This is a genomic window from Paucibacter sp. KBW04, assembly GCF_003852425.1.
Lineage (GTDB): Bacteria > Pseudomonadota > Gammaproteobacteria > Burkholderiales > Burkholderiaceae_C > Paucibacter_A.
This window is the reverse complement of the sequence record NZ_QAJN01000014.1, coordinates 122,050-136,848: the sequence shown is the minus strand read 5'-3', so window position 1 is coordinate 136,848 and position 14,799 is coordinate 122,050. Positions and strand designations below refer to the sequence as shown.

Genomic DNA, 14,799 nt, shown 5'->3' with positions numbered 1-14,799 from the left:
GGGCTTGTTCGTTTGTGGGATCGAACTTAGATCGTCTTGCTACTGGGCCGGGGCAGGCTGTGTTTGTGGCCGCAGGGGGCGGGCTTGCTGGCTTTGCCGGTGCTGGACTTGGGCGCGCTCTTGCTCTTGCTCACCGGAGCTTGGCAGTCCTCGCAATGGCCGTAGAGGGTGATCTCATGACTTTCCACGCTGAAGCCGGGAGGCGCCAGCTTGGCCAGATCACCCGGGCACTGATGCACATCGAACACACGTTGGCAGCAGGTGCACTGGAAATGGTGGTGGTGGGCATGGCCGGCCATTTCATAACGCGGACCGTCGTTCGCTAGCTGGACGAGGGTGATGGCGCCATCTTCCAGCAGCAGCTTCAAATTGCGATAGACCGTGGCGATGCCCAGGCCCTCGACATCGACGCGAGCGGCCTCCAAGACCTCCAGGGCCGAGAGCGGGCGCCCGGCGGCGGCGATGGCGTCACAGATGGCGGTGCGTTGGCGAGTTGAGCGTTCCATGGGCGGCGGCAATCAGTCGGGGCGATTGGCGTGATTGTCGCATTGGTTTTAATGATAATGAGTTATCAATATCGTATGATGCCGGGCGCTGTTGTTCGTCCTTTCGTCCGTTCGTCCTTGCCTGCACCTGCAGCCTGTTCCACCCCCTTTGTGATCCGGAGATTTCATGAGAGCTTTCAAACCCGCCCGCCGCGGACCCTATCTGCTGAGCCTCGCCGTGCTGGCCCTGTTGTCCGCCTGCGGCGGCGGTGGCGATAGCAAGGAGGAGGACAAGCATTCACACGCGGACCACAGCATCGACACCGCCGGCCGCTTGGCCGTGGCCGAGAAGGGCTCGGCCGTGCTGCGCGTTCACGATCTGGACAGCGCCACGCTGCAGGCCAGCAGCTTCACGCTGGACGATGCGCCGTCCGGCCTCTACACCAGCCCCGGTGGCCGTTATGTGCTGGCTGCTCAACGCAACAAGGACCAGCTGCAATTTATCGACGGCGGCGTCTGGCAAGAGAACCATGGCGACCACCTGCACGACTACAAGCAAGCCGCCAAGGCCTTGACTTGGAAGCTGGCAGGCGCGCGCCCCACCCATGTGGATGTGCAACCCGGCAAGCAGGTGGCCGTCTTCATGGATGGCAATGCGACGAGCCAGCCGGTGCAGAACGCCGCCGTGCGCCTGCTCAGCGACGCGTCCATCGCCTCGGGCAGCCTCCTGGCCAGCCTGGACCTGGCCGCGCCCATCCACGGCCTGGCCGAACCCCTGGACAACAAGCTGTTGGTCGTGCACCGCGCCGCCGATGCCGGCGACAGCCTGCCCACCCATCTGCAGCTCTACCAGCGCGAAGGCAGCGCTTACCGTGTCGACCGCCTGTTGGCCACGCGTTGCGACGGCATGCATGGCAGCGCCAGTTCCGGCAAGTACACCGTGGCGGGATGCAAGGACGGGGTCCTGCTGGCCAAGCACATGGATGCCAGCACCGTGCTGGACAGCAAACTCAGCGCTCCTTTGCGCATCAGCACCTTGGCGGGTCATGCCAAGCTGCCCGGTCAGTTCATCGGTATCGGCAGCGAGGGCGCGGCACCCGGCCCGGTGACCACGCGCTTCTTTGCCATCGACGCCGAGGCCGGCAGCGTCTCGCCCCTGCTGCCCAAGGATTGGGCCGAGGGTCGGGTGCGACGTGCCCATGCTTTTGATCGCAGCGGCACGCGTTTGTTCCTGCTCGATGACCTGGGCACGTTGACGGTGATGCAGCGCCAGGGCAATGCCTGGGTGCATGCCGCGCGCCTGCCGGCCGCCATCGCCACCATGCCCACGGCCGCGCCTTGGCCTGCCATGGTCGCCAACGGCGCCAAGGACGAGATCTACCTCAGCGACCCCCAGGCCAGCCAGTTGCTGGTGCTGGATTCGAGCAAGGCCGAGCTGAAGGCGCGCCGCGCACTGGGCTATGTGCCCGCCGCGCTGACCTGGACGGGGATCTCGCGATGAAAGCCATAGCGCAAATCATGGGGTCTGGTCTGGCCTTTGGCTTGGCTGCCATCAGCGGCCTGGCCCAGGCACAGCCCACCCAAGCGCCCGCCAAGGGCTGGGAGTTGGGTGCCGTGCTGGACGTGGCCAGCAACTCGCGCCCCTTGGCCTTGGGCCAACGCCAGCAAGGCCTGGCCCTGGGTCATAGCGATCTGGTCGCGCGCGGCCCGCTGGGTACGCATTTCAGCGCCCAGGCCGGGTTGGCTGCCCACAGCCATGGCAGCAGCTACGAGGTCGAGCTGGAGGAAGCCTGGCTGCAGAGCCGCAGCCTGCCGGCCGGCTGGCAGGCGCGGGCCGGGCGCTTTGCCTCGCAGATCGGCGCCTTGAACGAGCAACATCCGCATGCCGATGACTTTGTCGAGCGGCCGCTGCTCTATCGCAGCCTCTTGGGCGGCCATTGGTTTGATGACGGCCTGCGCCTGAACTGGACCGCGCCCACGTCCTTTTACCTGGGCCTTGGGGCCGAGGTCTTTCGCGGTCGGCAACTGGTGCAAGAGTCTGGCAGCTCGCCCGCGGTGGGCGCCGCCACCCTGCGCCTCAAACTGGGCGATGACTGGGGCCGTGCGCACAGCTGGCAATGGGGCGTCTCGTATCTGAACAATCGCCGTGAAGCCTTGGAGGAAGGGCATGGGGACGAGCATGGCGAAGCACATGAGGAAGGCCACGATGACCATGCCGGCCATGCCCACGGGGCCAAGCTCAGCGGCCGCCACGTGTGGATGACGGACCTGGCCTGGAAATGGGCGCCCGACGGCAATAACCGCCAGCAACAGCTGCGCCTGCTGGCCGAGTATGCCCAGGTCAGCGGCATCAACCGCCATGCCAGCTCGGGCGACCAGCACCGCGCCCTGGCCCTGAGCGCGGTCTGGCGCTTTTCGCAGCAATGGGAGCTGGGCCTGCGCGGGGACTGGCTGCGCGCCAGCATGCCGCATGGCGATCATTTCCATGCCGCTGAGGTGGCCGAACAGTCGCTGATGCTGGCCTGGAAACCCAGCCATGCGCAGACCCTGCGCCTGCAGCTGTCCACCCAGAACCGTGTGCAGGATGTGGAGGGCGCTTCGCCGCGCTCCGTGCTGCTGCAGTATGTGTTGAGCTTTGGAGCCCATGGTGCGCATTCGTTCTAAGTTGCTCGCGGCGTGTGGCCTGCTGCTGACCCTGAGTTTGAGCGCACCGGTGACCGCGCAAACCGTGCTGGCCTGCGAGCCCGAATGGGCGGCCCTGACTCGCGTCCTGCTGCCCGAGGCGCGCATCTACACGGCCACTCACGCGGCTCAGGACCCGCATCACATCGAGGCGCGGCCCGCCTTGATCGCCCAGTTGCGCGCGGCCGAGTTAGCGGTTTGCACCGGGGCCTCACTGGAGGCCGGCTGGCTGCCTACCTTGCAGGAGCGGGCCGGTAATCCGCGCGTGCAAGACGGCCGGCCGGGCATGTTCTACGCCGCCCAGCAGGTGAAGTTGCTAAGCCCGCAGACTGGCTTCATCACGCCCTTCGATGGCGATGTGCACCCCGAGGGCAACCCGCATCTGCATGCCGATCCGCGCCGTATGCAGGCGGTGGCGCTGGCCTTGTCGCAGCGCATGCAGCAGCTGTGGCCGGCCCAGGCGGCGCAGATCGCCCAGCGCCATGCGCAGTTTGAGCGCCGCTGGCAGGCCAAGCTGCAGGACTGGGAGCGCCGCGCCGCGCCGCTGCGTGGCCGTGCCGTGGCCGCCCAGCACGCCAGCTTCGCCTATCTCTGGCATTGGCTGGGCCTGCGCCAGACCCTGGATTTGGAGCCCAAGCCTGGCATGGCACCCACGCCTGCCCATCTGCAAGGCGTGCTGCAAAGCCTGCGCAGCGAGCCGCCCTTGGCCCTGGTGGTGAGCAGCTACCAGGACCCGCGGGCCGCGCGCTGGCTGGACAAACAATTGGCCGGCCAAGTGCCTTTGCTGAGCCTGCCCGCCACCGTGGCCGACGCGGGCGGCGCCGAAGCGCTGGAGCAATGGTTCGAGCAATTGCTGCAAGCCCTGCTCGACGCACAGCAGGGCAGGGTGGCGCGATGAGTTGGCCAGCTTGGAGCGAGCTGTGGTTCCTGGCCCCGACCCTGGCCTTGCTGGCGGGCATTCTGGCCTTGGCCCCGCTGGGGGCCCAGGTCTTGCGGCGCGGCGTGGTCTTCATCGACCTGGCGGTGGCGCAGGCGGCGGCTGCGGCGGCGCTATGGGCCTCGGGTCTGGGCGTGGCACATGACCATGGCCCCGGTGGGCAGGCCTTGGCGGCGGCGCTCGGGGCCTTGCTCTGCGCGGCCTTGGTGGCTCAGCTGGCGCGGCGCTGGCCGCAGCAGCGCGAGGCCTTGATCGGCCTGGTCTATGTGGCCGGTGCCAGCCTGGCCATGCTGGGGGCAAGACTTGACCCCCATGGCCGCGAGCAATGGTTGCAGCTTTTGGCTGCCGATGTTTTGTGGGCCGGCTGGCCGCAGGTGGGACTGATGGCGGCATGCGCCGCGCTGATGTTGCTGGTGCGTGGGCTGTGGCCGGCTCTGCTGGGCCGCGACGCGTTTTTCTACCCCCTGTTCGCCGTGCTGACCAGCTTGGTCGTGCCCGTGTTGGGCCTGTTCCTGGTCTTCGTCACCCTGATCGCGCCGGCCTTGTGGATGCAGGCGGGCTGGCCTTTGTGGCGCGCCGCCCTGGCGGCGGCCCTGGTGGCGGCGCTGGGCTTGTGGGCGTCCTGGCAGTTTGATGGGCCTAGCGGCGCTTGCGTGGCCTTGGCGCTGGCGCTGTGGGGCGGCTTGAGCGCGCTGCTGAAGGCGGCGGGCTCAGAGCGCCGTTAACCAGTCGCAGCGCAGGCGGCCGCGGCGGTGCAGGCCGCGGCGCCAGCTGGCGTAGGCGTTGGGCAGCATGAAACCCATCAGGCATAGGGGCAGCAGGGGCCAGTCGTCCAGCAGCACAAAAACCGGCAAGGCCATCCAACCCAGCACCCAGGCGGTGAGCACCAGGTCCCAGGCATACAGCTCTACCGGGTGCCGACCCTGGTGCAGGAGTAGCCAGCGCTTGATTTGAGTCAGTTGCAGCAGAGTCATACCCACCTCGGACGGCCAGGGTTGGAGGGCGGCGCCGGGCTGATTTGTCAGTTTGGCGTCAGACTCTTTATCGCTCATACGGGGGCGCGACACCAGCCCCAATTGAGGGTTTTTGCGGACTTATTTGTCCGAGGGAAGGTCTGCATAAAGCGGGGCGAGGCCGGGTCGCGCGGATCGGGATGGGATGCAAGGCGCAGTTTGAAGGCAATAGCTGTAGCTATTGGCGAGAACTGCAACGCCGCAGACCGCCCGAGCCCGCGCTAGCCCGGATCGGCCCAATTTGTGCAGACCTTCCCCTGGACTAAGAGCGGATCTTGAAGGCGGCCACCACCTCGGTCATGGCGCGGGCCTGCTGCTGCAGGCTTTCGGCGGCCGCCGCACTTTGCTCCACCAGGGCGGCGTTTTGCTGGGTGGCTTGGTCCAGCTGCATGACGGTCTCACCAATCTGGCTCACGCCCTGGCTTTGCTCGCTGCTGGCCGAGCTGATGGAGTGCACGATGCTGCTCACCTGCTGGATGGCGCCCAAGACCCGACCCATGGTGTCGCCGGCCCGGTCCACCAGGCTGGAGCCGTCCTCGACCTGCTGCACGCTGGTAGCGATCAGCACGTGGATCTCCTTGGCGGCATTGGCGGCGCGCTGGGCCAGGCCCCGCACTTCGGTGGCGACGACGGCAAAACCCCGCCCTTGTTCGCCCGCTCTTGCGGCCTCGACGGCGGCGTTCAAGGCCAGGATATTGGTTTGGAAGGCGATGCCGTCGATGACGGAGATGATGTCCTCGATGCGGTGCGAGCTGCTGTTGATGCCCTTCATCGTGTCCACCACCTGCCCGAAAATTTTGCCGCCTTCGACGGCGATCTCCGAGGCGCCGCGTGCCAGCTGATTGGCTTGGCTGGCGCTCTCGGCGTTCAGCCTCACCGTGCCGCCCAGGGTGGCCATGGTGGCCGAGGTTTCTTCCAGCGAGGCGGCTTGGCGCTCGGTGCGGTTGGACAGGTCCAGGCTGCCCACCGCGATCTCGGAGGAGGCGGTGGCGATCTGATTGGCGGCGTCACGCACATGGGAGATCAGGGCCACCAAGCTGGCCTGCATGGTGACGACCGAGGCCAGCACGCTGCCCTCTGGCGCTTGCTCGCCGCCCTCGATCTCGCCCAGATCGCCCTCGGCCACCCGGCCCACGGCGCGCTTGAGCGCCACCGGTTCGGCCCCCAGGGCCTTGAGCAGATTGCGGATGATCAGCCCTGCCACCGCCACCGAGGCGCACAAGGCCAGGGCCGAGACGATCAACATGCCCACCCGCCAGCGCCACATGCTGGCCTGAGCGCTCTGGGCTTGTTGCTTGGCGTCGGCTTCGGCCAGCTCGGTGTCGTGGCGCAAGAGCTTGTTCATCTTCACCAGCAAGGGGATGCCTTCGGCATTCATGCGGGTGGAGGCCTCGTCGCGGTCGCCGGTCAGGCCCATATTGATGATGTTGAGCGCAATCGGTGCGTAGGTCTGCTCCAACTGCTTGGCCTCGTTGGCGGCTTGCTTGGAGGCTGCGTCCATATCGTCCGCAGCAGCGACTGCGCTGTTGAAGCGGCCCAGCAGTTCCTGCACCTCTTTGTGGGCGGCACTGGCCGCAGTGGCCTGCTGCTCGCGCTCGGCCGGGCTATTGGCCAGCAAAAGGTTTTGGGTGGCGATGGCGCGGTCCTTCATCGCGCCGCCCAGGCGGCTCAGCAGCTGGGAGCGCTGATTGCTGCCCTCGGCAAAGCTGACGAAAGCCTCGTTGGAATGCCCCAGGGCCGTGACGGCCAGCAGGGCGATCAAGAGGCATAGCCCGGCGAGCGCGCCGAAGGCCAGGAGCAGTTGTCGACGAATCGTCATGCGAAGTCTCCTTGACTTGAGGGCTGCCGGTCGGCCGGTGCCTGCTCTTATGCCAATGAGTATGCCGCGTAACGAAAAATCTGTACGGTCAAAAGGCCGGGCTTTGCGCGTGAATTCGGCGTTAATCCTGGCGACAGGGCGGGGCCGGGGTAAATTTTTCCGCTTCTAGAATCGCCAGCACCTGTGGCCAATATGCGAAAGCCCATCCATGCGCACTCGATTGCTCGTCAAGCCGCCAAGCCTGCGCCTAGGCGCCGTGCTTCCATTGTTCCTGCTGTGTGCGCCCTTGCTGGCCGGCAGCGCCTGGGCGGCCGCTGCTCAGCCCCAGGCCGATTTGCTGGCGGCGGCTCAGCGTGAGCAGCAGCCCCTGCTGAAAAGCCTGGAGCAGTTTGTCGGCATCGAGACCGGCAGCCGCGAGGTAGCCGGCCTGCAGCAGCTCGCAAGCTTGCTGGCGCAGCGCTTGCGCGAGCTGGGCGGGGAGGTGAGCCTGCTGCCCTCGACCGAGGTCTACCGCATGGAAGACACGCCGGAGCAGCTGGGCCAGCATGTGAAGGCGGTGTTCAGAGGCCGGGGCAGCAAAAAGATTTTGCTGATCGCGCATATGGACACGGTCTACCCCGCCGGCATGCTGACGCGCCAGCCCTTCGGCATCCGCGAGGACCGCGCCTACGGCCTGGGCATTGCGGACGATAAGCAGGGCCTGGCGGTGATCCTGCACCTGCTGGCCATGCTCAAGTCCCTGAACTTCGAGGACTACGGCCAGCTCACCGTGCTCTTCAATGCCGATGAAGAAATCTCCTCGCCCGGCTCGCGCGCCATCCTCAGCCAGCTGGGCGCCGAGCATGATGCGGTGATGTCCTTCGAGGGCTCGGGCGCCAATGCCGACCATCTGTCCCTGGCCACGGCGGGCATCGCCTCGGTGAACCTGACGGTGCATGGCCGCGCCACCCATGCGGGCGGGGCGCCGCAGTTCGGCGTCAACGCCTTGTATGAGCTCTCGCATCAGATTTTGCAGATGCGCGATCTGTCCGACCCGCTGACCGGGGTCAAGCTCAACTGGACCATGGCCAAGGCCGGCATTGTGCGCAATATGATCCCGCCGCTGGCCAGCGCCGAGGCCGATGTGCGGGTCTTGCGGGTGCAGGACTACGAGGCCCTGGAGCAAAAGCTGCAGCAGCGCATCCAGAACCGCCTGCTGCCCGAGGCCCGGGTGGAACTGCGCTTTGAGCGCCGCCGCCCGCCGCTGGAGGCCACGCCGGTGGCGCAGGCCTTTGCCGAACATGCCCAGCGCATCTACGCCCAGCTGGGCCTGAAGCTTCGGGTCGATGCGGTGGCCGGAGGCGGCGGCACCGACGCGGCCTTTGCCGCCTTGCGGGCCCGCGGCCCGGTGGTGGAGCGCTTTGGTCTGCGCGGCGGCGGCGCCCACACCACGGACGCCGAATACGTGCTGGTCAGCTCCATCGTGCCCCGGCTCTACCTGGCGGCGGGCATGGTGATGGCGTTTTCGCGCGGTGAGGTGGCGGCGCTGCCCTTGCTCAAGTAGGCTCAGGCCGGTCCTTGAGGCCTGCATCGAAAGGCCGGGCGAGGGCGAATTTCGCACCGTCTCCCGGTCGAGGAGAAATTTTCCGCCATGTCTTTCGGCAAGCGACTTGCCAGCCTGTACGCTTCGCGGTTTTGTTGAACCCCTCCGAAAAGAAACAAGACGCATGAAGCTGAAGAATCAATACGCCGTGCTGGGTGGCATGGCCCTGGGCCTGGCCGCCGCCGCAGCGCAAGCCGGTGAAGGCATGTGGATGCCCCAGCAACTGCCACAGATCGCCAAAGACCTGAAGAGCGCCGGCCTGCAGCTGGACCCCGCCAAACTGAGCCAGCTGACCGAGTTCCCCATGGGTGCCGTCATCAGCCTGGGTGGCTGCACCGCCTCCTTCGTCTCGCCCCAGGGCCTGGTGGTGACCAATCACCACTGCGCTTACGGCAGCATCCAGTACAACTCCAGCACCCAGCGCGATCTGTTGAAAAACGGCTTCCTGGCTGCGTCTTTGGCTGAGGAGTTGCCCGCCGCGCCCGGCAGCCGCGTCTACGTGACGGTGGACGTCAAGGACGTCAGCAAGCAGGTCTTGGACAGCAAGACCCTGGCCTTGAGCGGACGAGCCCGTGTGGACGCCATCGAAGCCAAGCAAAAAAGCCTGACCGCCAGCTGCGAGCAAGACGCCGGCCACCGCTGCCAGGTCGCCAGCTTTTACGGTGGCCTGCAGTACCAGCTGATCAAGCAACTTGAGATCCGCGATGTGCGCCTGGTCCATGCGCCCGCCCTGGGCGTGGGCCTCTTCGGTGGCGATACCGACAACTGGATGTGGCCGCGCCACACCGGCGACTACAGCTTCTACCGCGCTTATGTGGGCCCGGACGGCAAGCCGGCCGACTTCAATGCCGCCAACAAGCCTTTCGAGCCCAAGCACTTCCTCAAGCTGGCTTCCAAGCCCTTGAACGAAGGCGATTTCGTCATGGTCACCGGCTACCCCGGCCGCACCAACCGTCACCGCCTGCCCGCCGAAGTGGACTTTGCCTTTGGTTGGGAGCAGCCCACACGCGTCCAGCTGATGGGTGAGCAACTGGCCCTGATCAAGGCCGAGACGGCCGGCCGCCGCGACGCCGAAATCGCCATGGCCAATCGTGTCGCCGGTATTGCCAACTATTACAAGAATATGCAGGGCCAGCAGGCCAGCTATGAGGGCAGCGACATCCTGGCCCGCAAGACCCAGGCCTTCAATGACTTGAAGAGCTGGGTGCAGGCCGACGCCGCTCGCAACGCCCGTTATGGCGCCGACATCGCCCAGGTGGAAAGCCTGCTGGCACAGCGCCAAGCGATTGCCCGCGCCGAAATGCTGCTGGGTTTTGCCACGCCTAGCCTCTTGGGCACGGCCAATACCTTGCTGGAGAACGCCCACCAGCAAGCCCTGCCGGATGCGCAGCGCAAGCCCGGCTTCCAGGCCCGCGACGCACGCCGCCTGGTGCAAGGCATGGAAGTGCTGGACAAGCGCTATGACGAGCAGGTCGACAAGCGCCTGGCCCGCCACTTCCTGGCCAAGTACCTGGCCCAGCCAGCGGCTCAGCTGAATAAGCCCTTCCTGGCTGCCCTGGGTCTGCAAGCCGGCATGGACGAAGCCGCCATCAAGGCGCGCCTGGACGTGCTTTACGCCGGCAGCCAGCTGGCCAAGAAGGACGCCCGCATGGCTTGGATCAAGCGCGATGTGGCCGCCTTCAAGGCCAGCGACGACAGCTTCATCAAGGCAGCAGTCGCCACTTTTGCCGACGTCGAAGCGCGTGAGAACCGCGATAAGGAGCTGGGTGGCCAGATCGCCCGCGCCTATGCCAGCACCATGCAAGCCATGATCGACTACAAGGCCAGCAAGGGCGAGGCCGTCTACCCCGACGCCAACAGCACCTTGCGCGTGGCTTTCGGCCAGGTGCAAGGCCGCAAGGGCGCCGTCGACGGCACCGACTGGCATGCCTTCACCACCTTGCGCGGCATCCAGGCCAAGCACAAGGGCGAGGGCGAGTTCAATGCGCCGGCCGAGCAGCTGGCGGCCATCAAGGCCCGCAAGTTCGACCAGTACGGCGTTGCCAGCCTGGATTCGGTGCCGGTCAACTTCCTGGCAACGCTGGACACCACCGGCGGCAACTCCGGCTCGCCGGTCTTGAACGACCGCGCCGAGCTGGTGGGCCTGCTGTTTGACGGCACGCTGGACAGCGTCATCGACAGCTGGGACTTCGACGCCAAGAAGTCGCGCAGCATCTGTCTGGATGCCCGCTATATGCTGTGGCAGATGAAGGTGGTCGACAAGGCCGAGCGTTTGCTGAAGGAAATGGGCGCGCAGTAAGCCGCGGCCAAATCCGTATGAATAGGAAAGCGACCCTCGGGTCGCTTTTTATTGGGGCGGCAGGGATGTGAATCGCCCCGTGAACCGAGGTCTCGGCACTGCCTCGGGCAGAATGGCCGCCCTTGTTTAGCGGAATTTCTCAGTGTTCATTTTTGAGCTTGTCCTCTCCCTCATCGGCCTTGGCCTCTTGATCTACGGCTATCGCAAGAACTGCCGCAATCTTTTGCTCGCCGCGGCCCTGACCCTGGTGTTGGCCGGTGGTGCCGGCGACTTTGTGCAAGGCCTCAAAGAAGGCTCAGCCGCCTCGGTGACCCAAGGCTAGGCGCTCAGAGCCGGGTGCGCCTCAACCCTTGAAGCTGCCCGGCAGCAAGATGTCGCGGGTGACCCTTTCGATCTGGGTATGGCCGCAAAACGCCATCGTCAGGTCCAGCTCCTTGTGGATGATCTCCAGCGCCTTGGTGACGCCGGCTTCGCCCATGGCGCCCAGGCCGTAGAGGAAAGCGCGGCCGATGTAAGTGCCGCGCGCACCCAGGGCCCAGGCCTTGAGCACGTCCTGGCCGGAGCGTATGCCGCCGTCCATATGCACCTCGATCTGCGAGCCCACCGCCTGCGCGATGGCGGGCAGGGCGTGGATGCTGGACTCGGCGCCGTCCAACTGGCGGCCGCCGTGGTTGCTGACGATCAGGGCATCGGCGCCCGAGGCCACGGCCAGGCGGGCGTCTTCCACATCCTGGATGCCCTTGATGATGAGCTTGCCGCCCCAGCGTTTTTTGATCCACTCCACATCGGCCCAGCTGAGCTTGGGGTCGAACTGCTTGGCCGTCCATTCGGACAGCGAGCCCATGTTCTCCACGCCCTTGACGTGGCCGACGATATTGCCGAACTGGCGCCTTGAGGTGCCCAGCATGCCCAGACACCAGCGCGGCTTGGTGCAGAGATTGATCAGATTGGCCAGGGTGGGTTTGGGCGGGGCGGAGAGGCCGTTCTTCAAGTCCTTGTGGCGCTGGCCGAGGATTTGCAGGTCCAGGGTCAGCACCAGGGCGCCGCAGCGGGCCGCCTTGGCGCGGTCAATCAGGCGTTCGATGAAGTCGCGGTCCCGCATCACATAAAGCTGGAACCAGAAGGGCGCCTTGGTGTGCGCGGCGATGTCCTCGATCGAGCAGATGCTCATGGTCGAGAGCGTGAAGGGGATGCCGAACTTCTCGGCCGCGCGGGCCGCCAGGATCTCGCCATCGGCATGTTGCATGCCGGTCAGGCCGGTGGGGGCGATGGCCACCGGCATCGCCACATCGACGCCAATCATACGGGTGGCGGTGCTGCGGTTTTCCATATTCACCGCCACGCGCTGGCGCAGCTTGATGCTTTGGAAGTCCGCCGAATTGGCGCGGTAGGTGCCCTCTGTCCAGCTGCCCGAATCGGCATAGTCGTAGAACATGCGGGGCACGCGTTTTTGGGCCAGGACGCGCAGGTCTTCGATGCAGGTGATGACGGGCATGGTGGTGTGCGTTCAATGGAGGGGGCTGCTATTCCTCCATGCTAGCCTGAAGCGGCAGGCACAGGCGTACGCATAAACCTTGCTCGCTCTCGGGCAGGCTGACGCTGCCGCCCAGGCGATGCGTCAGGGACTGCACGATGTAAAGCCCCAGGCCGGAGCCACCCTGGCCCCGTTTGGTGGTGAAGAAGGGGTCGAAGATGCGGCTGCGCATGGTCTCGGCGATGCCCCGGCCGTTGTCGGCCACTTCGATCAGCAGCCAGTCTTCTTGCGGCGGCAGCTGGCTGAGCCGGGCGCTGATCTGGATCAGGCCACCCTCCGCCTCAAACGCATGGCTGAGGCTGTTCATCACCAGATTGGAGAGGATCTGGGCCAGCAGTCCGGCGGCCAGGCGGGCATGGATCTCGGGTGCGATATCGACCCGGGTCTTGACCCGGGCCCTTTGCAAGACCGGCTGCAGAATGTCCAGCACACCTTGCACATAGCGCTGCAGATTGACGGTCTGCACCTGCTCCGAGCTCTGGTCCACCGCCACCTGCTTGAAGCTGCCGATCAGGGCGGCGGCCCGCGCCAGATTGCGCGCCACCAGATCGGCATTGCCGCCCATGGTCGCGGCCAGGTCCTGCAGCTCGCGGCGGCTGACGCGAGCGCCCTGCAAGGCTTGGCGCAGGGCCGTGGCCGAGTCGCTCAGACTGGAGGCCGCGGTCACGGCCACGCCGATGGGCGTGTTCACCTCATGAGCCACGCTGGCCATGATGCGGCCCATCAGCTGGGCTTTTTCCTGCGCCATCTCGGCCTGGGCGCGCTGGGCCAGGGCCAGGTCCAGGGCCACCAGCAGGCGTTCGTAAAGCTTGGCCGTGTGGCTGGCTTGCAGCACATCCTGGCGAGTCCAGCTGCGGGTCTGTTTTTGGTCCAGCCACAGCAGGCCGCACAGGCGCTCCTGCACAAAGAGTGGGATCTCGATGCGCGAGTGGGCGTGCAAAAAACCGGGCTCACCGAGCCGGTCCCCCGGCCAGCGGCGAGCGATCAAGGGGTGCAGGTCCTCGAACCAGGGGTGCAGACGCAGGTCTTGCATGACCTGGGGTTCGTGGCGTTGGCTCAACCAATGCAGATAGCGGCCCTGCTGTTTGGGATGGAGTTGGGGCACTGGGCCGGCCGTCGTCGGCCAGGCTTGCAGCTGCAGGGCCTCGCCGTCTTCGCTCAGCCACCAGAAGTGCAGGGCGTCCAGGCGCATGATTTGCTGGGCCATCTGGCCCGTGGCGCTGGCGGCCGTCACCACGTCTTCGCTGCGGTTGATCTGCCAATGCTTGTTGGACAGATCCAGCAGCAACTCCTCGGGCGGCTTTTTCAGCGGGTCGTAATGCGTCAGCAGGCCCAGGCGCTCGGGCAGACTTTGACGCTCGATCTCGGACTGCAGGCGCAGGTGTTGCCACAGATGTTGCAGGGCCTGGCTGGCCTGGCCTTGTTGCTGCATCAGGCGGGCCATCTGCACATGGGCCTGGCTCTCCTGGTGGCGGGACTGGATGCGCTGCGCCTGCTCCAGGCTGCGCTGGCAGGCTTGCACGGCCTCGGCCAGGTCCTGGCGGGCGATGGCCAGATCGGTCCAGGTCTGCAGGGCCACGCTTTGAAGCCAGGCATGGCCCAGTTGCTGAGCCATCAGCAGGGCGATGCCGCATTGGCGCCGGGCCTCCTCATTGCGCCCCAGCGCCAGGGCGGTTCGGGCCAGCTGCCAATGCGCTTCGGCAATGTATTCGCGGTGCTCGCCGCGCTGCGCCTCGGCCAGACCGAGGCGGAATTGCTGCTCGGCCTCTTCCAGCTGCTTGCACTCAAAAAAGCCCACCCCCATATTGAGGGCCAGCTTGGCGCTCAGATAGCTGTCCTCGGTCTGGGCCAAGAGGTTTTGACCCTCGCGGTGAAAGCGGCGGCCGCTTTCCCAGGCACCCAGGGCGTAGTGGATCTGGCCCAGGCCGATGCGGGCCGCCACGCCCAGTGGGATGTCGCCCACCAGCTGGGCCAGATCCACCGTGCGGGACCAATGCGCCGTGGCTTCAAAGTAATCCCCGGTCTGGTAGGCCAGGCGGCCGGAGGCTTCAAAGATGCGAGCCGCCTGCAAGGGCAAGTGGGTGGCGGCGGCACGCTGGCGACCCAGGCCCAGCGCCTCGCGCAGATCGAGGGCGCGGCCCATGCGTTCCATCAGCTGGAACTGGGCGCACAAAACGTCCAGCGCCAAGGCCTCTTGGCCGGTTTCCTGGGCCTGGCGGGCCAGGGTTTCATAGCGGCGCAGGGCGCAGCTCGGGTGGCGTTTGGCCACGCCAGCCAGCCGCGCCAGCGGGGGCACTTTTGTGCGCGGCGGCCGCAAGGGCTCGCCGCAGATGTCTGCGGGTGGCTGAGGAGTTTTCAAATCCCTGGACTCCTTCAATCGTCACCAAAGCCTGCAAGGCTGGCCCGAACTCTTGCTCGGTCTGGCTCACATTCTTGTCCCGTAAACCT

At 66.1% G+C, this 14,799-nt stretch carries 12 protein-coding genes; 7 read left to right on the top strand and 5 right to left on the bottom strand.

Annotation, left to right across the window (positions count from 1 at the left end; translation table 11 throughout):
• Positions 1-26 precede the first annotated feature (26 nt).
• A complete protein-coding gene (locus DBR47_RS17510; protein ID WP_124452396.1) occupies positions 27-506 on the bottom strand; it encodes a Fur family transcriptional regulator in 480 nt (159 codons plus the stop codon).
• A 166-nt stretch (positions 507-672) separates the two neighbouring features.
• Here DBR47_RS17510 and DBR47_RS17505 point away from each other — a divergent pair, with 166 nt between their 5' ends.
• The 4 genes from DBR47_RS17505 to DBR47_RS17490 are packed head-to-tail and all read left to right on the top strand — an operon-like array spanning position 673 to position 4,829.
• The gene (locus tag DBR47_RS17505; RefSeq protein WP_124452394.1) at positions 673-1,986 is read left to right on the top strand and encodes a YncE family protein; all 1,314 of its coding nucleotides are present in this window, start codon (positions 673-675) and stop codon (positions 1,984-1,986) included.
• Positions 1,983-3,149, top strand: coding sequence for a hypothetical protein (locus DBR47_RS17500; RefSeq protein ID WP_231512367.1), 1,167 nt, complete (start codon positions 1,983-1,985; stop codon positions 3,147-3,149). Before DBR47_RS17505 ends, DBR47_RS17500 begins: the two co-directional genes overlap by 4 nt.
• Positions 3,130-4,065 carry a metal ABC transporter solute-binding protein, Zn/Mn family gene (locus DBR47_RS17495; protein WP_124452392.1) on the top strand — a complete coding sequence of 312 codons (936 nt, stop codon included), beginning with the start codon at positions 3,130-3,132 and terminating at the stop codon, positions 4,063-4,065. The genes DBR47_RS17500 and DBR47_RS17495 overlap by 20 nt, the downstream gene beginning before the upstream one ends.
• Positions 4,062-4,829, top strand: coding sequence for a metal ABC transporter permease (locus DBR47_RS17490; RefSeq protein WP_124452390.1), 768 nt, complete (start codon positions 4,062-4,064; stop codon positions 4,827-4,829). The genes DBR47_RS17495 and DBR47_RS17490 overlap by 4 nt, the downstream gene beginning before the upstream one ends.
• On the opposite strand, the gene DBR47_RS17485 is transcribed toward DBR47_RS17490, so the two are convergent.
• A complete protein-coding gene (locus DBR47_RS17485; RefSeq protein ID WP_124452388.1) occupies positions 4,815-5,078 on the bottom strand; it encodes a hypothetical protein in 264 nt (87 codons plus the stop codon). The genes DBR47_RS17490 and DBR47_RS17485 overlap by 15 nt on opposite strands.
• Positions 5,079-5,379: 301 nt before the next feature.
• A complete protein-coding gene (locus tag DBR47_RS17480) occupies positions 5,380-6,936 on the bottom strand; it encodes a methyl-accepting chemotaxis protein (RefSeq protein WP_124452386.1) in 1,557 nt (518 codons plus the stop codon).
• A 208-nt stretch (positions 6,937-7,144) separates the two neighbouring features.
• On the opposite strand from DBR47_RS17480, the gene DBR47_RS17475 reads away from it, so the two are divergent.
• From DBR47_RS17475 to DBR47_RS17465, 3 genes are all read left to right on the top strand, one after another.
• On the top strand, positions 7,145-8,479 hold the full coding sequence (locus tag DBR47_RS17475; RefSeq protein ID WP_124452384.1) for a glutamate carboxypeptidase: 1,335 nt from the start codon (positions 7,145-7,147) through the stop codon (positions 8,477-8,479).
• Positions 8,480-8,642: 163 nt separating this feature from the next.
• Positions 8,643-10,817: a S46 family peptidase gene (locus tag DBR47_RS17470; RefSeq protein ID WP_231512366.1), complete on the top strand. Its 2,175-nt coding sequence runs from the start codon at positions 8,643-8,645 to the stop codon at positions 10,815-10,817.
• 142 nt (positions 10,818-10,959) lie between these two features.
• On the top strand, positions 10,960-11,139 hold the full coding sequence (locus tag DBR47_RS17465; protein ID WP_124452382.1) for a hypothetical protein: 180 nt from the start codon (positions 10,960-10,962) through the stop codon (positions 11,137-11,139).
• 21 nt (positions 11,140-11,160) lie between these two features.
• Here DBR47_RS17465 and DBR47_RS17460 read toward each other — a convergent pair whose 3' ends face one another.
• Together DBR47_RS17460 and DBR47_RS17455 are read right to left on the bottom strand one after the other, a co-directional pair.
• Positions 11,161-12,312, bottom strand: a complete 1,152-nt coding sequence (locus DBR47_RS17460) for an alpha-hydroxy acid oxidase (protein WP_124452380.1) — start codon at positions 12,310-12,312, stop codon at positions 11,161-11,163.
• Positions 12,313-12,340: 28 nt separating this feature from the next.
• Positions 12,341-14,710, bottom strand: coding sequence for an ATP-binding protein (locus tag DBR47_RS17455; RefSeq protein ID WP_124452378.1), 2,370 nt, complete (start codon positions 14,708-14,710; stop codon positions 12,341-12,343).
• Positions 14,711-14,799: the final 89 nt, after the last annotated feature.